Here is a 20,149-nt window from a genome sequence, read left to right on the forward strand (position 1 = left end):
TGCGATCGACTCTAATCTAAAATATAATTATAAGTTAGGTTGCTTAGGTTATCGGTGAGGACAATGCTTCAAACCCTCCCTGAATAGAAATCATTCAGCACGTCTACCACACATGAAATCGAAACAATTAGGGCTAACGCAACCCGTCGAGGTTTTTTAACGCTTGTGACTGTTCTTGTAACTGAATTTCGAGGCGTTGACACACCAATTCGCATAAATCAAAAATCATTGGGTCGGTGATTTGATAGTAAACACTGACTCCCTGCGGCTGCCGTTTCACAATGCCTGCTTGGGTCAAAATCTTCAAGTGCTTGGAAACGTTGGCTTGCCCCAGGTTAGTTTCTTTAATGATTTCGGTCACATTCTTTGCCCCGTCCTTGAGGACACACAATACTTGCAGCCGACTCAGTTCTGATAAAACCTTGAAATAGTCTGCAACTTGGGTCAGCGCGGAAATTGGGATTTGTGACATAAGAGCGGGAGTGAACTAATTTCAATTTAGACTTGTCTTTTTCATTATACTACTATATAATGATATTATCAATAAATATAAGCAAGGACAAATAGTGATGCTATTTCGTCAACTTTTTGACCGTGAAAGCAGTACCTACACGTATCTGATTGCCGATCGCGCTTCTGCTGAGGCAATCTTGGTCGATCCAGTCTTAGAGCAGGTTGAACGCGATCTGAAGTTGCTCAAAGAACTGGATTTGACATTGCGCTACTGCCTGGAGACTCATGTTCATGCCGACCATATTACAGGTGCGGCAGAGCTGCGATCGGCAACGGGATGCCTCAGTGTAGTCCCCGATCGGGCGCAAGTAGACTGTGCCGATCAGTTTATTCAAGATGGTGAAAGACTAAATCTTGGCTCCGTTAAAGTACAAGCGATCGCGACACCGGGACATACCGACAGTCATATGGCATATCTCATCAATGGGACTCATCTACTGACTGGAGATGCGCTATTGATTCGGGGTTGCGGACGAACGGATTTTCAAAGTGGGAATGCGGGCACCTTATTTGATTCAGTGTCTCAACGGGTGTTTACCTTGCCAGATGTCACATTGATTTATCCAGCGCATGACTATCGTGGACAGACAGTTTCTTCTGTAGCAGAGGAAAAACGCTGGAATCCTCGATTTGTCGGGCGAGATCGGGCTGAATTTAAGGCATTTATGGACAAGCTAGATTTGCCCGATCCGCAAAAAATGATGGAGGCATTACCCGCTAATGAACGTTGTGGCAAATCCATCGCCACGCCTGCCAACAACTATTCTATTTAAGGATAATCATGACGAATACTCCTCAGTTGCAAGAAATTGATGCTCAAACTCTGAAACAATGGCTTGAGCATAACTCGGTGACATTAGTGGATGTGCGGGAATCTGCTGAATATGCGACTGAACGGATTCCTGGTGCGAAACTCCACTCATTATCACAATTCAATCCCGATCGAGTTCAACCGCCATCGGGTCAAAAGCTTGTACTTTATTGTCAATCGGGGAATCGATCCATGAAAGCTGCTCAGCGATGTCTAGAGGCTGGATTGACTTCTGTTAGCCATTTACGAGGCGGAATTTCTAGTTGGAAAAATGCAGGCTACGGGATTGAGAAGAGTCAAAATGCGCCGATTAGCTTATTTCGGCAGGTGCAAATTGTGGCAGGTTCATTGGTGTTTTTAGGAACCCTTTTAGGCGTGCTAATTTCACCTAATTTCTTGCTTCTCAGTGGATTTGTGGGTGCTGGGCTTGTGTTTGCTGGAGTCACGAACACCTGTGCAATGGGATTGCTCTTAGCTAAGTTGCCCTACAATCAACGATCTGGGAATAAACTATGACTTGGATTTTCGGAAATCTTTTCGCCATTTGTATCGGTATCAGTTTAGGCTTGTTGGGTGGTGGTGGTTCGGTGCTGGCACTGCCTGTGCTGGTTTATGTCATGGGGGTTTCACCGAAACCAGCGATCGCGATGACCTTAGTTATCGTGGGAAGTGTGAGTTTGTTGGGGAGTATTCCTCATGCGCGACGTGGCAATCTAAATCTTAAAATAGCAGGAATTTTCGGATCGGCAACGATGGTCGGTGCTTATTTAGGTGCCAGGATTGCCACACTTCCCTTCATCACAAGTGGAATTCAGATGCTTCTATTTGGAATATCGATGTTGATTGCCGCAGGGTTAATGATTTATCGTTCCGCTAATGCAAAACCTGACATGAGCGAGGATGATTTAGCAGCAATCCAGTATGTCAAACCTGCTTGTAAATATTGCTGGCTATGGCTCATGACTGAAGGAATTGCTGTAGGCATTTTGACCGGGTTAGTCGGCGTTGGCGGTGGCTTTGCCATCGTTCCAGCTTTGGTACTGTTAGGCAATATCCCAATGAAAAAAGCGATTGGAACTTCGCTGTTGATCATTGCGTGTAATTCTTTTGCTGGTCTCCTTGGTTATTTAGGACATATTTCTTTAAATTGGACGCTAACGGTTTCATTTACATTTTTAGCAGGATGTGGAACAGTGATCGGTGCATATCTTGCCCAATTTGTTTCACCAAAGCAACTTCAGAAAAGCTTTGGTTACTTTCTTCTAGCAGTTGCCACATTTGTATTAGTACAAAATCGTGACAGCTTACAGAATCTCAAAAAGTCATCTGTTTACCAGCAACCTAACAACCGTGTTGCAGCGGAACGTATCAGTCCGCTGAATAGAGTCGCAAAGATGGTCTGCGTCCGCTGAACACGAACGTTATCTAGCAAACGCTGGCTCACCTTGGAGATGGTTCGGAAGCTCGATCGATAATTAATAATTCCGCCTAAGATTCTCATTTCCACCCGATGAGTCGGTACAAACCCCACTTAACAACAATAGAACCCCATTCCAACAACAGTAAAGTAAACTGAGAGCAGCCCCATTCGCCCCAGTTGACCTATGCCACGTTGGTTCAATACCGCTGGCCCTTGCCAAGAAGACATTCACTATCAGCTTCCTGCCACCCGCCGCCTCCCAAATTTAGAGCGACTGATTGCTCAGCAAAACTATTTCGTCATCCATGCACCCCGACAAGTAGGAAAAACCACGGCCATGCTGGCTTTAGCCAAACAACTCACCGATAGCGGACAGTACACTGCGATTGTTGTTTCAGTAGAGTTAGGTTCGCCCTTTAATGACAATCCACAACAAGCCCAAGCGGCGATTTTAAGTTCTTGGCGAAGTGAGGCGCGAGTCTATTTGCCACCGGAGCTCCAGCCACCAGCAAAACAAGAGATGGAGGTGGGACAAGGAATTGAAGAAACCTTGCGGCAGTGGGCACAAACTTCACCTCGCCCTTTAGTAGTCTTCATTGATGAAATTGATTCGCTGCAAAATGAAGTATTGCTGTCCGTTTTGCGTCAGTTACGCAATGGTTATCCCTCTCGTCCTCGTGCGTTTCCGCAATCGGTGGGCTTAATCGGTTTGCGGGATGTTCGCGATTATAAAGTGGCTGCGGGTGGTAGCGATCGCCTCAATACATCCAGTCCGTTTAATATTAAAGTGCGATCGATTACGCTCAGAAATTTTAATGCCTCAGAAGTCGCAGAACTCTACGGGCAACATACCCAAAATACCGGACAAGTTTTTACACCAGAAGCCGTAGCCTTAGCTTTTGAATTAACACAAGGACAACCTTGGTTGGTGAATGCTTTAGCCAAAGAAATCGTCGAAGAATTAGTAACAGATGAATCTATAGAAATTACACCAGAACATATTTTAGAAGCTAAAGAAATTCTGATAAAACGACAAGATACGCATTTAGATAGCTTGGCTGAACGACTCAGAGAAAACCGAGTCAAAGCAATTATCGAGCCGATGTTGGCGGGTTTGGAACTCGGCAATATCCCCAATGATGATATTCAGTTTTTAATCGATTTGGGTTTGTGTAAGATGGACGTTCAGGGTGGATTGACGATCGCCAACCCAATTTATCGCGAAGTTTTGCCCCGCGTGCTCACCGTAACTCCAATGGCCTCTCTGCCCCAAATTGCACCGAGTTGGTTGACATCAGAAGGTAAATTAGATACTCAGGCTTTACTGAAAACTTTTTTAGAATTTTGGTTGCAACATGGCGAACCCTTACTCAAAAGTGCGTCTTACCCTGAAATTGCGCCGCATTTAGTGCTGATGGCGTTTCTGCATCGGGTGATTAATGGTGGGGGAACGCTGGAGAGGGAATATGCGATCGGACGAGACAGGATGGATTTATGTTTGCGTTATGGTGAGGTAACATTAGGAATTGAACTGAAGGTTTGGCGGACTCGGAAAGTCGATCCGTTGAGTAAAGGATTGGAACAGTTAGATGGATATTTGGCGAGATTGGGACAAGATTCGGGTTGGTTGGTTATATTCGATCGCAGAGATAATGCACCGGAAATCGAAGAACGGTTGAATACTGAAATTCAGGTTAGTCCAATGGGAAGAACTATTACAGTCATTCGTGCGTGATAAGTCCAATAAATTTCCGAAAAGTTGTCTTTCCAGCGGAGAGATAAATGGAAATTTTCCAGATATTTATAGAAATAGCGGAAATATGAAGATTCGCTTTCCGAAAATCACTTGCCAGTTGTCCGTCTATCTGGTAGAATTATGAGGATATATGGAGAAAGTCGGTCTAATTAATAGTTAGGCAGCTTAAAATCTCGGTTGGGACGGTACAGCGATATTGTTTGTGAGGCAGACAAAGCCTAGTCATTTTAAGTTCCCCGGAATACAAGCTACTCTAATTTACAAATATAATTACAGGTTGGGAGTGAGGCAAATGTCATCACCGTGGGAGGCAATAAGTGCAATATCATCTCTTATTCAAACAATTGTAATTATTGTCACAGTTGGCTTTGCTATTTTACAAATCAAACAGACAAATCAAAGTCATAAGCTAGATGTATCTATTAGGCTATTTGATGAGCTTTCTTCACCAAACAGCAGGAAGAATAGAGCGTTCATATATTCCCTTAAGAACAAAGATCCGTCTCAATTAACAACAGAGGAACTTCTCATTGTAGATGAAGTTTTATCAAGCTTAGACCGGGCTTGGATATTAATAGAAAATAAGCAAATAAACACTAAATTTGTTTGCGAAACTTATGGAGAAGTTTTCTTAAGAATTTGGGGAGTGACACAGCCAATAGTGATGTATGAGAGACAAAGTAGAGGAAATTACTATCGGCAAAGAACAGAAAGTTTAATTAAAAGTGTAAGAAAGTATTTTAAGATGCGAAATAAACCATTAGAGTATCCAGTTTAAGGACTTCACTTTTCATTTAGTCCGCCGCCTAACAACCGCACTGCACCGGAATGTGTCAATTTGGTTGGTTGAGTTGCAAAGATTATTCCCGTCCGGTGAGTTCAACTGTTATCTCGCAAACGCTGCCTGACTTTGGAGATGATTCGGAAGCTCGATCGAGAATTAAGGATTCCTTAGGAGATTCCGATCGGGTGCATCTCTATTTGGCAAGGGATCTCGCATTTCGGCAGACAATTTACTACTCAGAATCAGAGATTTACTGCCGAAATGCGAGATCCCCTACGAAGATATTTGCACTCATTGAGATGCACCCGGACGATCGAGCCTTATCCTGCACAAAAACTTAGAAACCTGAACGCAAAGAAAAAGCCGCCCTAAAAGGACGGGACTTTAATCCTCCGCTACACTCCGCTCATTATCAACAAGTATTAAGGCAACTCAACGGAACTGGGTTTAGCAATGTGAGGCAAGCCCCAGCCTAATTTTTCCCGCAAAATGTGGAAAAACTCAAAAGATTGTATCCGCACGAAGCGGGCTGGGTAGGGCGATCGCTCAATTTGCACCCAATCCTCCGGCAAAACATAACATCCGCCGTTGCCATCTACCACCATTACCAGGCGGTTGGGACTGGCAGGTAAAATTTTGACCGGTTCGGTGTTGGAAAACACCAAAGCCCGCGAAGCCATTGAATGAGGGCAAATGGGTAGCAATTGCAGCACCGGCACTCCCGGAATAATTACAGGCCCGCCGGCTGACAGCGCGTAAGCTGTCGATCCTGTCGGAGTCGAGATAATTACCCCATCTGCGGCAATGTCCACAGAAGCGTGCTGGCCAATTGCCACTTCAAAATGACACATACAAGTCAACGGTTCGCGGTGCAGCACCATTTCATTGAGACAAAGGGCTTCCCAAAGGCAGTCGTTTTCTCGAAACAGCCGCACGGCCAACATCGATCTTTCTTCTATTTCGTATTCTCCAGCTATCGCCTTTTCCAAAGCTTGCGGGAGCAAGTTTAGGTAAGTTTCTGTTAAAAAGCCCATGTGACCGGTATTGACAGTCAGCAGCGGCACTCCGATGGGAGCAACTTGGCGAAATGCCGACAGCACCGTACCGTCGCCACCCAAAACCACCGCAAACTCCATGTCGCTGTCAAAACCGGGGGGGACAAGTTGGTCGATCGGAGTGTGGCACATGGGGCGATCTGGGCTAGAATAGCCCAAAATTCCCCCGGCACCGGAAACCGCACAGACCTCCCAGCCGCGGGCAGTCAGCTTGTCTTTCAACTCTTCGGCGATGCGACAAGAGACTGGTTTAACGTCGTTGTATATAATCCCAGCTTTCGGCACTTTAAAATGTAAAAGGCATTTTTTGTTTACTCCGTTTTTTAGTCTTAAGCTGCTCGTACTCTATTTCCCTGAGCTTCTTCATAATCAGACTGAAGTATTCTTCCAGATAAGATTCCAAAGTTGTAGTTTCTTTGGGGTCTAATCCGAAGACACTGTAAACGTCATCCATCGGAGCTTTCAAGGGTTTTCCGGCTGCTAAGACTTCTGAAAAAGCCAATCTGTCAGCTACGTTCCAACTCCACTGAAAGAACTTAGCAAATTGACGGGTAGCCTGCAACAAGGCATCTGGCGTGCGGGTGATTTTGGCTTGTTTGCCAGAAAGGCGCTCGCACAACCGCACGATTTCTTCTGCATCCCAAGCGCGATTTCCCACCACCGGAAAGCTTTTTTTCTCGGTTTCAGGAACAGAAAGGGCCCGGACGGCAAACTTCGCTACATCCTGAGTGTTCATGTAGGCAAGGGCTGACGGCTTGTTGGGCAGCCAGACTCCCTGACCGTCCAAAATCGGCATTGCGTACAGGCTGAGCAGTCCTTGCAAAAAGCCACAAGGTCTCAAAATTGTGTAGTCTAGACCGGATTCTGCTAAGAATAGCTCGGTACAGCGCTTAATTTCCAACAAGGGGACTTGCGGATATTTTTCGGCGTCGAGAAATGAAAAGAATATGTAACGCTTGATGCCTGCTGCTGCTGCTGCTTGGATCAGCGATACTTTTCCGTCCCAGTCTACTCTTTTAATGCTGACAGAATCTGCCGCGCTGGCTGTTGCTGCATCGATGATAGCAGTGACTCCTTCTAGTGCAGGAATCAAACTGTCAGGCTGGCAAAGGTTCCCCGGTACGAGTTCGGCGCCCCATTCTTTCAAAAAGGCCGCTTTTCTGTAATTTCTCACTAAACAACGCACCTGGTAGCCCTCGTCTAGGGCGCGGCGGGCTATTTGACGGCCGAGGGTGCCGGTGGCTCCTACAATCAATAAAGTCATCTAGGGATTAATTTATGAATCTTAAACTTTCTATAAGATAGTATCAGGTTTTCGTTATGTTTTTTATAAAAACTTAACAAAAACCTGAATATTTCTCATTTTCGGCTGGAGAGCCTAAGCAGCACGCTGGCTTTGGGGTGTCACGCAGAAGCTAGAAGGCTTGACCTAGGAGACTTCTGAATGATTGTTACAAAAATTTATTCTTCGCCACCTTGCAGTTTGAGCAGGAGGAAGCCTCCACCTATACCCACGAAAATTAGGGAAAAGGACAAAAAGGCTGCATTGAAAATTTCAGGATTCATAATTTATAGACCTAATTGGACGATCGCATTAAGTAAAAATAATAATATAATTTGGGCCAACCAGCTACATGAATGCTAAGATCTCACCGAAAAACGAGCGGATGCCCTGGGCTAAGGACATGGGGAGGTAAGCGGCTGCGAATTCAAGTCTCCTTGAATTATCCATAGTATCTCACAGTGTGATATAATTGGGAGATGGAACAAACATTGACTATAGTTTGCAAACTTCAACCTACTCCCGAACAAGCCATCAAAGCAGATGACTTGTTGAAGGCGTTCGCAGATGCTTGCAACTATGTCAATGAGCAGGTAAAACCAGGAATAACTAGCAAAACTACTATTCAAACCTTGGTTTATCAGGATATTCGCGCTCGGTTTGGTTTGAGCGCCAATCAAGCCGTCAGAGTTTGCGCCAGAGTCGGAGCTAATAGAAAAACCACGAAGTTCAAAGGCGAAACGGTGAAATCGTTTAGTCCAACTTCGGCAGACTATGACGCTCGGATCTTTGACTTCAGGGAGAAGGATCAAACCGTCAGCCTGACACTGTTGGGCAGTCGCGAGCGGATTCGGGTCGTGCTTGCCAACTATCAGGCAGGTAAATTGAAGGGACGTAAGCCCACCTCTGCTCAACTGTGCAAGCACGGTGATGGACGGTTTTATATGCACATCCAAGTAACGGACGATGCGCCAGACCCGATCGAGGGTGACAAGGTAATCGGCGTTGACTTGGGACGTAGAGACATTGCCGTAACCTCTGAGGGTGACAAATGGGACGGAAAACAGACTACAGAAACTAGAGATAAATTTGCCAGAGTCAGAGCGTCTCTCCAAAGCAAAGCTTCCAAAGGCACAAGGTCTACTCGCCGCAGGGCAAGGCAGATTTTGAAACGGCTGTCGGGGCGTGAACGTCGCTATCAGACTTGGCCCAAGCATAACATCAGCAAATTGATTGTCCTGTCTGCACTTCAAGGTAATTCAATGATTGCGATTGAAGACTTGACGGGCATTCGAGAACGCACCAATGAACTGCCTAGAAATAAGACTGAGCGTAGGCGCTCGCTTCTGTTGGGCATTCTTCCAACTGCGATTATTTCTGAGCTACAAGAGCGTGAAGTATGGCGTGAAGTTGATTGCAGTTAACCGGGCATACACTAGCCAGACTTGCCACAAGTGCTTGCACATCCATCCGGTCAAAGGTAAGTCCTATCGCTCTGGCAAGTCGTTCAAGTGTGGGCATTGCGGCAATCAATGTGATGCGGATGAAAATGCTTCAAAGGTGATTTCAATCGTTGGAGCGGCAGTAAATCCGCTCGGAGGTTCGGTGTTGTCTTGCCACCTTGCAGACTACATCAGGGCTACTGAAAGTCCCCGGCTTAAGGCCGTGGGGTAGTTTACTGCTGAAATTTCTGTATTTTTTGGGGAGAAAACTGCCTTGAGTCTCGATCGGCAATCAAAACTAGCTGTAACTCTGGGAGATCCGGCAGGAATTGGCCCGGAAGTGATTCTCAAGGCTTTGGCAGATCCGGCTGCTGCTTTGATGGTGACGGTTTTCGGATCGAGGATGATTTTGCAACAAACTTACGATCGGTTGCGATCGATCGATCGGGCTACAACAGCAGCAAATCCCGCAACATTAAACATTATTGATATCGAACCAGACAGCAAGTGGGGTTCCATTATCCCCGGTGTCGGGAATGCGGCTAGTGGGGCAGCTAGCTTTGATTATATGGAAAAGGCGATCGCCCGTACCCTTGCCGCCGAATTTTGTGCGATCGTCACCGGCCCCATCTCCAAAACTTGCTGGCAGGCCGCAGGTTACAATTACCCCGGACAAACAGAACTTCTCGCAGAAAGGTCGAAATCGCAGCGGTTCGGAATGCTGTTTGCCGCCACATCTCCCCACAGCGGTTGGACGCTGGTAACTTTACTCGCTACCACACATATTCCTCTGCGTCAAGTACCCGAGGCTTTGACTCCAGAGTTGCTGAGTGAAAAACTAGAATTGCTGATCGAGTGTTTGCGCGAAGATTTTGGGATAGAAAAACCAAAAATAGCGATTTCTGGCTTAAATCCTCACAGCGGCGAAAATGGCAAACTGGGAAGTGAAGAGCAAGACTGGATGATACCGTGGTTGAAAGCGCAGCGCGATCGTTTTCCTCAAGTGCAATTAGACGGGCCAATCCCCCCGGATACCATGTGGGTAAAACCGGCTAAAGTTTGGTACGGCTTAGCCAAAGAAGCTCACGACGGTTACTTGGCAATGTACCACGACCAAGGCTTGATTCCAGTCAAATTGATGGCCTTCGACAAAGCAGTCAACACTACAATTGGCTTACCCTTTGTCCGTACATCTCCAGATCACGGCACAGCTTTTGATATTGTAGGTCAAGGAATTGCCGATGCCTCCAGCATGACAGCAGCGTTGCAGTTGGCGGCCCAGTTGGCTAGTCGCAGAGCACCAGTTAAAATAGGGCGATAGCCTTAATTAAGTCTGACACTGTGCAAAATTGTGTCATAAAAATTAATACGGGATGCGAGAAACAAGCGAGTCTTTAGACCTTCCTAGGGAAGCGGCACGAGGGACTTTAGTCCCTGTCTCTTTTCTTTCCTTCTTTCTTTCTTTCTAAAGATTTTATTGAGCGAGCTTGAGATATCTAGTATAATAACTGAAACTAGACAAATCAACCAATATTCAGGAAAACAGAGGTGACTCAAACCCAAAAAATAATGGAAGTTCAGCAAGTATTGCTGTCTCCTAACAAAGAAATTAAAGCATTGTTGGAGTATCTCTGCCAACAATCAGGTAAACTTTACAATAGTGGTGTTTATTTGGCTCGTCAAACTTTTTTTAAGACCGGAAAACTGTTGACGGGAAAATTCGACTTATCTTTTGAATCGTCAGTTGCCAAATCAACGATCGCTAAGTCGTTGCCATCAACACCAATGCAGCAAACATTGATGTCAGTCACGGAAGCCTTCAAATCTTTTAAAGAATTAAGAGATTTGTACATCAAAGGTCAACTGCATTTCCAGCCCAAGCCACCGGGATACCTGACAGGTTCTAAGTTGTTCAAAGTGGCTTATCCAAATTCGGGAGGTTTAAGACCTAAGCTTATTGACAATCAGTTAAGATTTTCCTTGGGTTTAACAGTGAAGCGATGGTTTGGAGTTTCTGAATTCTTTTTACCTATGCCGTCAAATCTTGATTTTTCCAAGGTAAAAGAGTTTACGATTCTCCCTAAAAATGGCGCTTTTTATCTGGAAATGTCCTACGAGGTTGAAAAAAAACAACATAATCTAGACATTAGTCAAGCGTTATCAATTGACTTGGAAACTGCTGATAATTTAGCAGCTTGTGTTGATACATTAGGAAATTCCTTCTTGATTGATGCTCGTGCTATGAAAGCGATGAATCAATTATGGAACAAAAAAGTAGCAACCAGAAAAGAAGGAAAGCCAGAAGGTTATTGGGATAGTTGGTTAGACGGTGTTACCCGAAAACGTAACCACCAAATGCGTGATGGTATCAATAAGGCTGCTAAGTTGATTGCTAACCATTGTCTTAAAATCGGAATTGGTACACTGATAGTTGGGTGGAATGAAGGTTTTAAGTCTAACAGTAATCTAGGTAAAGCGAACAATCAAAAATTTGTTCAAATGCCTTTAGGTAAACTGAAAAATAGGTTAAAAGAACTGTGTGATTTGCACGGTGTCAGGTTTGTTGAAACTGAAGAAGCATATACATCGAAAGCTAGTTTTTTAGATGGTGACTCCCTACCCAAATATGGTGAAAAACCATCGTGGTGGAAAGCATCTGGAAAACGGATTAAACGTGGCTTGTATCAGTCAGCTAATGCTTTGATGGTGAATGCAGACTTAAATGGTGCTGCAAATATTCTGAGAAAAGTAGCCAGTAAGTTAGGTGTAAGCTTAAACCAACTGGGTAGACGGTCTTTGACGACCGTAGCGAGAGTTAGACTTTGGGTATTACCCAAGCCTATTCTGTCCGCAAAATCTCAGCGGCTTCAGCCCGCTTGAGTGTCAATCCTATTGATGTTCGCTGGTGTCAGGCGACAAGCAAGCTGGTCATTTTAGTCGATCGGTTAAAATCAGATTTTGGTAGCACAGTATGGCAGCATCTAATGATAATTCAGGGAACATATATCAGTCAGAAACACAGGTGTCAGATGCAACTCTGGCAAGTTCTAAAGCAGGAGATCAACTTCAGGAATTGCTAATCATATTAACTGAAATTCAGTTATTGAAGCAATCAAAAAAAGAATCTATCGAGCTGAAGTTACCGCTCTCTGAAAAGTCAGCGGAGCGACTGGAGGAAGAGGAAAATCGGCGCAACCAATTGTCTTTTTTGATCGAATCACCTGCTGTGGTACCGGAAGTGTTGAACGATCGTGAAGAGATACCATCTCAAAGAGGACAAAACAAGAACGAGGAAGCAGGCTTATCTAGAATCGAGAATTTAGAAAACAATGAGCCACCGTCGGAAGAAGATTTAGAAAAAGCAGTCGAAGAGTTTAAGCGGTTGCAGCAACTGTTGTTTGAAAGGGATTTACCGGAATTTTATAGTAATATTTTCAGTGTAGAACAAAGGTTAGAAAATTTTGAGAAACTAATGTCTGAACCGAAAGAATTGATGAATTTATTGAAACCTTTAATGCCCGAGTTAGTGAGAGAAGACCTAGAGCGGTTGAAGTTTCAATTAAACAACGCGATAGAACTCGCCGGCAACGATAAAATGAATCGCCTGGAAGTTCAGACCAAATTAGCGGATTTGGAAAATCAAATTTCTGATTTCAACCAGCAGCAATTGGGAAATTCAGAACAGTTAGTTAAACGGCTAATGTTGATGGTGGGAGATCTGCTCAACCGCAAGGTAGAGGAGTCTAAGTTAGAGGTGACTTCGGCGATCGCACCGACAATCAATCAAGTAGTTGAAAATCAAAACGGACTGGAAGAACAAGTAGTCATAATTGAAGAGAAACTTGCGACTGTTCAGCAGCGTTACCAGCAGCAACCGGAAGATATTATCAAACAGTTAGTCCCGGTAGTTAGCGATTTGCTCGCCCGCAAAATTAGTGAATTAAAGTTAGAAGTTGTCGAAACACTCGCACCTTCAGTACAGGTAAGAATAGCTTGGGTAGAAATAGAAGAAAAAGTATTGAGCATCGTCGAGCGCCGACTAGCTACCCAAGAGTCGCCAATTCAGACGCCAGAAGAGATTATGGCGATGCTAATGCCAGCAATCACGGATTTTCTGAACCGGAAAATTGATGAATCAAAATTAGAGGTAGCAGCAGCGATCGAACCTTTGATTCAATCAGCGATTCTGCAACGAGAAATTCCCGGAAAATTGAGCGATGTCGAAAGTAGGCTCAATAATCTTCAGCGCCAGCAAAAATCTCAGCCGGAAGAAATCATGGCAAGGTTGATGCCGTTAATGATTGAGTCGCTAAGCCGGAAAATTGACGAGACAAAGTTAGAGATGAGAGAGACGATCGCACCTGCTGTCGATACTGCTATTCAAAACAGCGGTATTGCAGCAAAAATATTGCAAAATGAAAGTAAGATTGTCGAAGTTCAGCAGCAAGTTTTAGGCGAGATCGAAGGGTTGATGGGAAGAATCATGCCCGCGATCTTGGAAATGCTGTCCGGAAGCATTCGGGACGCTAAGCTAGAGATAGAATCTGCGATCGCCCCTACTGTCGATGCGATCGTTCAGAACAAAAAGATTGATGAAAGACTCGGAAATATCGAACAAAAAATTGTGGCGATCGAACACCGGATTTATCAATCGACAGACTTGTTTACAGATTTACTCAAACCCTTGATTGATGAGCTGATGGTTAGCCATCACTCCCAACTAGAAAAATCGGTCATAGAATCTATTTTACCGTTATTAGATGAAGTGGTAGGTTATAATTACAATCTCAACAGTAAAGTACAGGAACTAGAACGCAAAATAACTGATGCTGAATGGGGAGGCGATCGGGCAGAATTAATGGCCCGAATTAAAAGCATCTTTCCCGAAATGATGATCCAAACAATTAATGACTCTAGAAAATTATTTACCGAAACTCTAGCTCCGATAATTGATGAAGTAATTAATACCAAAATTCGAGAAAATCGGCAGTCGTTTGGAGTAGCCCTAGCGCCTTCTATTCCTGTGGGAATCAGCCACAGAATTAGTGAATATCCCGATGAAATTGCCATAGCGCTGGCGCCGGAAATAGCCTCGGCAATCAAACAGCAAATCACTATCAAGCGAGAAGCAATGTCGGATGCACTTTATCCGATCATAGGCAGCACAATTTTAAAATACATAGGCGAGACGATGCGCGAGATTAACGAAAAGTTGGAGCAATCGTTAAGTCCTGAGGCGATCGCTCGCAAAATTAAAGCCAAATTGCAGGGAATTTCTGAAGCAGAATTGCTAATGCAAGCAACAGCACCGCTGACTGTTAAAGCTGTATTTTTGATTCAAAAAAACTCTGGCTTGTTAATTTCAGGAGTGCAGCCGCCTGAAAGCGAAGAGCTAGAATCAGAAATGGTAGCAGGGATGCTGACTGCTATCCGCTCTTTTGTCAACGACTGTATATCTAAATCGGGAAATCTTGCAGAGATTGATGCGGTACAATACGGGACATCTTCGATAGTATTGGAAGTAGCAGGTTCGTGTTATCTAGCAGTAGTGATCGAAGGAGGAACCCGCCAGTGGTTTAAGTACAAAATGCGAGCGATATTCAAGAATATTATTGAAGAATACGGAGAGCAAATTCAGGCATTTAACGGAGATCCAACCCGTGTACCTCCAGAAGTAAACTTGAACTTGCAAAAATTAATCGATACAGAGGTAAAAATTAAACCTGCTAAGATTCCAATTTTACCAGTTATCGGTTTGGCCGCGTTAGGTTTAATTGGCGTAGGTTGGGGCATTCATGAATACCGCAGCGGAATTGCAGCGACTTTAGAAGCAGATACAAATTTAGCTTTACAATCTGCTCCCGACTTATCGGTTTATCGACTCGCGGCAGATGTTAAAGATAGAGTATTAGAGATTTCGGGACGAGTACCGAATCAAAAGCTGCGAGTGAAAGCGGAAAAAATTGCTCAGCAAGCAGCTCCCAAATTAAGAATTGACAATAAAATTATAGCCGTTGAAGTACCTCCCGATCCGGTTTTAACCGAAGCTGATGTCAAGCGGACTGTGGCTCTTTTGAATAAATTAGAAAGTATTAATATCTCGGCTCGCTATGCAGAGGGAAAAGTCGCGATTGCAGGTAGTGTGAGCAAAGCAACGGATGCTCAGAAAATTACTCAAGCTTTCGAGAAAATTCCGGGGGTAAAGTCTGTAACAAATACAGTGGGAATCGGAACTCAACCGCCGTCACTGCCAATAGAAGTTCGCCTTTATTTCGGTGCTGGTTCAGCAATTTTGGCGCCGAAAGACATAGCACAAAAACTGAGCAAAGTCAAAGAATATATGGAGGAAAATAGCACGACTAATTTGAGGGTAATTGGCTACAGCGATTTTAAAAGTAGTCCTGTGGAAAATCAAAAGTTGGCGCTGGAAAGGGCGACAAATGTGAAAGCTGCTCTAGTTAAAGAAGGGATAAATGGCAATAGAATACAAGTTGCTTCTACGAAGGGTCGTCCTGAAGGTGTGGAGGCTAATCAACCGCTGTGGATGAGCAGATTAGTAGTATTTGAGGTGGTAAATTAAAGTGGTAATGGGGAATTGGGAATTGGGAATTGGGCATAGGGAATTGGGCATAGGGCATTGGGCATTGGGCATTGGGCATTGCTAGCAAATAACTAATGACTAATGACTCATGACTCATGACTAATGACTTCTTCGTCTTAACTTAATCGAATTCGCCCGGAGGTAAAGGCTTGTATTCGATCGCCCGCCAAGCATACTAACAACCGGCCGCATCCGTCAATGCCGGCGGCTTCTCCGCAGATGGTTTCGGAGGAAAGTTCGATCGCCACATTGGAACCAATCAGCCCGTCGCGGCGGCGTAATTCTGGCAAAAGCATTGCTAAACCAGACTTTTCGGGTGGCTTGTCGGTGGCGGAAAACATATCGGCTAGTTCGAGTAAATAGTGCCGGAGTCTCGCAAGCAAACACAATTCATCGGGTACATTAGTAGCAATAGAATGCAAGCTTACCGCATTGCCGATCGCCCTGTCATCCAATCCGGCCGCCGCGAAATCTACGCAGCGGTTGAGTCCAATTCCCACAACGGCGCGAGTGCCGAAACTGTTACCAGAAGAGGCTTCACAGAGAATTCCGGCTAATTTTTGTCGATGTATCCAAACATCATTTGGCCATTTCAGGCGCAGCATATCGCGACATTCGGGTACTAAATCTTCGATCGCGAAAATCACAGCCAAACCGACTGCTAAACTGAGTCCGGGTAACAGATGGGGATTGAGGTTGTCGAGTACAAAACTGGCAGTCAAAACACCTGTTGGGGCGTACCAGGTGCGCCCTTGCTGTCCGCGCCCGTTGGTTTGCTGCTTAGTAAATATTACATCTCCGTGGTGCAATTGGTCTGCGCGGGCGATCGCCCAGGTATTGGTACTGGGACAAGTATCTAACGTATGCAGCCAGTGAGGAAGAGGAAGGTTTGGGCACGGTTGTGGGGATGCGGGCACGGGAATTAAGGGTAATTCAGACAAGGTTTGATTTGAATCGTGCAGAAGTGGCGGAATATTCGCATTATATGTCATACTCGACAGTGGTTTCCTATATCTGAACTTCCGATATCAAGCTAAGCTGACAGAGACACAGAAGCAAAGATAATAAACAGTACAAATATCTATTTGAGACTATTCGGTTTGCAGTTTTACGAAAAAAAAATCATGTCGCCAAAAAGTATAGACGAGATTAAAAAAATATTATCTAGTCAACCTATTGTAGCCCTTGACTATACGTTAGAGGCTTTTTTATTCGGCACCAAAGAAGCCAAGCAAAAACATATCAATTCAGAATTTTTTGTTCTTTTTTGTCAGGCAGTCTTCCAATACCAAGATATTGAATATATAAATCACTCGAATTTAGGAGATATGCTTTTCGATCAAAACTTAAATTCCAATCAAAAAAAATTTATAGCTGCTTGTTTGTTACGGTTGTTAAATATTTGTGAAAATATCCTTGATGATAACAGAGTCAAACACCAAACCCTAGAACTTTTTAATGAAGTATTTGCCAGAGACTTGTATTCCCAATTAGATATAAAAATAAAATCTCAATCTTATGTAAAAGCAAATATTCTAAAAGACGTTGTATTAACCTTAGAGAAAGATTTTGATAACTTGATAGATTCTTTTAATGATATTACTTTAATTAATAATTTTCGCAATGATTTTAATAAAATAATCAATAGTAAAATATCCAAGGCTGTACTGCATTATTTTGTACCAAAGAATTTAATCGAAAATGGAAAACTAGCGCAAATTTTTCAATCTATCGACCAGTATTTAAAAGAAGCAGAAGTGAAAAAAATTCAGTATTTTACTGAATCCAAAGAAATCCTCACTGATTATTTAAGTTCGGCTAAAACATTTGGAACAAAATATAGTTGTAATTACTTAGGGGGATTTGCTACTAAAGTCTTAGAACTTTTAGAAAAAGATTTTCAAAATAATCCCCTTAGTAAACCTTCTGAATTAGACATTTCTCGCTCGGATAAAAAGTACCCTTTTTCAACAAAAGATGCTAAATTTGATTTGAACTTGGTTGTTCAAAATCATGGACCAGGTCAGGCATTTGATGTCAGCTTAAATATAATAGATATAGATAATAATCTATATTTAGATAGCTCAGAACGATATCTAGGAAATCTAGATTTGACTTCTATAACAGTTCCCATTACCTGTAAGGTAACTCGCTCAGAAAAACAGGCTATATTAATACTAGAACTAGCTTGGAAAAACTTTGATAGCTCAGAAATCAAAAAAGAATTTTGCCTAGAGTTTGAAAGCCAAAATTATGAGATAGATTGGGATAGTTTAGCGATAGAAGAGCCATACAGTCTAGAACCAGTCATAACCGAGGATGAGTTAGTTGGCAGAACAGAACAACTCAATAGATTAATCGCAAGAAGCAAAGCCAGAAGTATAGGATCATCTTATATTTTTGGACAAAAGCGTGTGGGTAAAACCTCTATAGCGCAAACTTTAAAAGCACGCTTAAATAGGCTAATGCCCAGTAATTATCTTGTAATTGATTTAGAAGGTGGTGATTATGCTAATAGCGATCCGATAATTACTATAGAAAATTTAGCAAAAAAGATTTGCGAACGAATAAAACAAAGCAATTCTCAGTTTGATGGGTTGGAAATACCTTCTTTCAACGGTGCATTATCTCCTTTGAGTAGTTTTTTAGAGTCAGTTGTAAAAATTGTACCTGAATATAAAATTCTTTTTATCTTGGATGAATTTGACGAACTGCCAATTGACCTTTACAGAAGAGGGACTATTGGAGATACATTTTTTTTAAGCTTAAGAGCTATTAGTGGAAAGACACATTTTGGCTTTCTTCTGGTAGGAGGCGAAAAAATGGAATTTATAATAAGCACTCAAGGTGATGCTCTTAATAAATTTGAACCTTTTAGAATTGATTACTTTGAAAATCATCAATCTGACTTTCAAGACCTTGTAAAAAAACCAGTGGCTCAGTGGAATATTGAAATTTCAGAACGAGCAATATATGAACTTTATCAACAAACAGGTGGTAATCCTTATTTTACAAAGCAAATATGCAGTGAATTATTTAAACTTATCGTAAATCGTCGAGATGGGCATATTACACAAAAAGAAGTGGAAGAGGCTACTAAGATAACTATAAATAAATTAGCTAGCAATAGTTTCCTGCATTTTTGGGAAGATGGTTTATTTGAGACAGATCGTGCTGAAGAAAGGTCAATGAATCGGAGAAAAGTTTTGTTGGCTCTAGCAGAAATAAGTCGAAAAAATATTAATCTCAACCAAGAAATAATTATAGAACAGGGTATGAAATATGGATTAAATGAAAATCAGGTTAAATTTGAACTGCGAGATTTTGAACGTCGTCAAATAATTCTAAGTGAAGAGGATACTGTTTATAAGTATAAAGTTCCTTTATTTGGAAAATGGCTGAAAGAGAAAGGACTTCATGAAATCATTACAACCTTTACTGATTTAGATGCTATTTTGTCAAGAAAAAAAGAAGAAGAAGAGGCTTATGTTCGTTCTGAAGAAATCATCCAATTAATCAGTAATTGGGGACAATATTTATCTAGACCCATTACAGAAGATAAGGTGAGAGCTTGGCTAAGCCAGTTTAAGGAAAATACAGAACAGAGGTTAATGTTCCGAATTCTTAAACATCTAAAATTCTACAATGGTGATAATCTTAGAAATAAAATGAAAGAAGCTCATGGAATTATCGTTAGAGGAGGAATTTCAGTACGTAAATATGAAACAGAAAAGCAAAGGAAAAGATCGGATATACTTGTTAGCTATCTAGAAGATAATCCCAGCAAAAGTGGATGCTCTTATGCGAAAAATTTTGCTGATGAAAATGAAATTTATGCTAATAATATTGTTGAACGAGGAAAACTAGCTCAAACTCTAACAGATCAGACCCGAATGGAAAAAATAAAAGGTCTTGTTTTTATTGATGATTTTATAGGTACGGGGGGATCTGCTTGTCAATATTTTGAAGAATTAGCGAATGAATGTGGAGAACTGCTTCGGAATACCAACTTGATAGTATTTTTTATCTCTGTATCTGGTTTCCAGGAAGCTAAAACACGGATCGAAACTAAGCTTTATGAACTTAATTTTAATGTCAAGGTACATATATGTGATCCCCTTGATGAATCTGATAAAGTTTTTAGCGATCGGTCTAAAATATTCTCTAAATCTAGTGATTTGGAACGAGCAAAAAATGTCGCTTATGAGTATGGTCGTAACTTAGTTAACAATAATCCACTTGGTTACGGAAATTGTCAAGCAGCAGTTGTATTTGCCGATGCTTGTCCTAATAATACTCTTCCAATTCTCTGGTCAGATGCCAAAAAGTGGATACCTCTTTTCAAGCGTCAATAGTTATAACCCACATTCCGCAGATATTCGATCGGATTTAATTTTCAAACAAATCATAATTTTCAAAACCTGAGATGGTTGCTATGCAATCATTTGAGGTTTTTTAAGGTATAATGATTTGTCGCCGTGCAAA

At 42.6% G+C, this 20,149-nt stretch carries 17 protein-coding genes; 12 read left to right on the forward strand and 5 right to left on the reverse strand.

The window, feature by feature from the left end; genetic code table 11:
• Positions 1–133: 133 nt before the first annotated feature.
• Positions 134–472 carry a helix-turn-helix transcriptional regulator gene (locus tag QZ938_RS26450; protein WP_293354448.1) on the reverse strand — a complete coding sequence of 113 codons (339 nt, stop codon included), beginning with the start codon at positions 470–472 and terminating at the stop codon, positions 134–136.
• A gap of 97 nt (positions 473–569) precedes the next feature.
• Here QZ938_RS26450 and QZ938_RS26455 point away from each other — a divergent pair, with 97 nt between their 5' ends.
• The 6 genes from QZ938_RS26455 (at position 570) to QZ938_RS26480 (ending at position 5,625) form a co-directional block, all read left to right on the forward strand.
• Complete coding sequence (locus QZ938_RS26455; RefSeq protein WP_293354474.1) at positions 570–1,286, forward strand: MBL fold metallo-hydrolase; 717 nt, start codon at positions 570–572, stop codon at positions 1,284–1,286.
• 8 nt (positions 1,287–1,294) lie between these two features.
• Complete coding sequence (locus tag QZ938_RS26460; protein ID WP_363318901.1) at positions 1,295–1,840, forward strand: rhodanese-like domain-containing protein; 546 nt, start codon at positions 1,295–1,297, stop codon at positions 1,838–1,840.
• Positions 1,837–2,736: a sulfite exporter TauE/SafE family protein gene (locus QZ938_RS26465; protein ID WP_293354450.1), complete on the forward strand. Its 900-nt coding sequence runs from the start codon at positions 1,837–1,839 to the stop codon at positions 2,734–2,736. Before QZ938_RS26460 ends, QZ938_RS26465 begins: the two co-directional genes overlap by 4 nt.
• Positions 2,737–2,928: 192 nt before the next feature.
• A complete protein-coding gene (locus tag QZ938_RS26470; RefSeq protein WP_293354452.1) occupies positions 2,929–4,479 on the forward strand; it encodes an ATP-binding protein in 1,551 nt (516 codons plus the stop codon).
• Positions 4,480–4,792: 313 nt separating this feature from the next.
• Positions 4,793–5,278, forward strand: coding sequence for a hypothetical protein (locus QZ938_RS26475; RefSeq protein ID WP_293354454.1), 486 nt, complete (start codon positions 4,793–4,795; stop codon positions 5,276–5,278).
• Between the two features lie 50 nt (positions 5,279–5,328).
• Positions 5,329–5,625, forward strand: coding sequence for a hypothetical protein (locus QZ938_RS26480; RefSeq protein WP_293354456.1), 297 nt, complete (start codon positions 5,329–5,331; stop codon positions 5,623–5,625).
• Between the two features lie 81 nt (positions 5,626–5,706).
• Here the strand turns inward: QZ938_RS26480 and QZ938_RS26485 are convergent, their stop codons facing one another.
• The 3 genes from QZ938_RS26485 to petM form a co-directional block, all read right to left on the reverse strand.
• Positions 5,707–6,624 (reverse strand): NAD(+) kinase, encoded by a 918-nt coding sequence (locus QZ938_RS26485; protein WP_293354458.1) that lies wholly within the window; start codon positions 6,622–6,624, stop codon positions 5,707–5,709.
• A gap of 1 nt (position 6,625) precedes the next feature.
• The gene (locus tag QZ938_RS26490; protein WP_293154339.1) at positions 6,626–7,603 is read right to left on the reverse strand and encodes an NmrA family NAD(P)-binding protein; all 978 of its coding nucleotides are present in this window, start codon (positions 7,601–7,603) and stop codon (positions 6,626–6,628) included.
• A gap of 197 nt (positions 7,604–7,800) precedes the next feature.
• Positions 7,801–7,905, reverse strand: coding sequence for a cytochrome b6-f complex subunit PetM (petM, locus tag QZ938_RS26495; RefSeq protein WP_172189541.1), 105 nt, complete (start codon positions 7,903–7,905; stop codon positions 7,801–7,803).
• A gap of 195 nt (positions 7,906–8,100) precedes the next feature.
• Between petM and QZ938_RS26500 the strand changes: the two genes are divergently transcribed.
• The 5 genes from QZ938_RS26500 to QZ938_RS26515 all read left to right on the forward strand — a co-directional run bounded on the left by QZ938_RS26500 (position 8,101) and on the right by QZ938_RS26515 (position 15,643).
• On the forward strand, positions 8,101–9,045 hold the full coding sequence (locus tag QZ938_RS26500; protein ID WP_363318902.1) for a transposase: 945 nt from the start codon (positions 8,101–8,103) through the stop codon (positions 9,043–9,045).
• Positions 8,927–9,295 carry a transposase gene (locus QZ938_RS33160; protein ID WP_363318903.1) on the forward strand — a complete coding sequence of 123 codons (369 nt, stop codon included), beginning with the start codon at positions 8,927–8,929 and terminating at the stop codon, positions 9,293–9,295. The genes QZ938_RS26500 and QZ938_RS33160 overlap by 119 nt, the downstream gene beginning before the upstream one ends.
• Positions 9,296–9,337: 42 nt before the next feature.
• Positions 9,338–10,384 carry a 4-hydroxythreonine-4-phosphate dehydrogenase PdxA gene (gene pdxA / locus QZ938_RS26505; protein ID WP_293354460.1) on the forward strand — a complete coding sequence of 349 codons (1,047 nt, stop codon included), beginning with the start codon at positions 9,338–9,340 and terminating at the stop codon, positions 10,382–10,384.
• A 227-nt stretch (positions 10,385–10,611) separates the two neighbouring features.
• Positions 10,612–11,943, forward strand: a complete 1,332-nt coding sequence (locus tag QZ938_RS26510; RefSeq protein ID WP_293354462.1) for a transposase — start codon at positions 10,612–10,614, stop codon at positions 11,941–11,943.
• Between the two features lie 91 nt (positions 11,944–12,034).
• Complete coding sequence (locus tag QZ938_RS26515) at positions 12,035–15,643, forward strand: BON domain-containing protein (protein ID WP_293354464.1); 3,609 nt, start codon at positions 12,035–12,037, stop codon at positions 15,641–15,643.
• A gap of 137 nt (positions 15,644–15,780) precedes the next feature.
• On the opposite strand, the gene QZ938_RS26520 is transcribed toward QZ938_RS26515, so the two are convergent.
• Positions 15,781–16,656: a biotin--[acetyl-CoA-carboxylase] ligase gene (locus tag QZ938_RS26520; protein WP_293354466.1), complete on the reverse strand. Its 876-nt coding sequence runs from the start codon at positions 16,654–16,656 to the stop codon at positions 15,781–15,783.
• A gap of 108 nt (positions 16,657–16,764) precedes the next feature.
• Here QZ938_RS26520 and QZ938_RS26525 point away from each other — a divergent pair, with 108 nt between their 5' ends.
• A complete protein-coding gene (locus tag QZ938_RS26525) occupies positions 16,765–20,019 on the forward strand; it encodes a hypothetical protein (protein WP_293365657.1) in 3,255 nt (1,084 codons plus the stop codon).
• Positions 20,020–20,149: the final 130 nt, after the last annotated feature.

Source organism: Microcoleus sp. CAWBG27 (assembly GCF_020883145.1).
Classification (GTDB): domain Bacteria; phylum Cyanobacteriota; class Cyanobacteriia; order Cyanobacteriales; family Microcoleaceae; genus Microcoleus.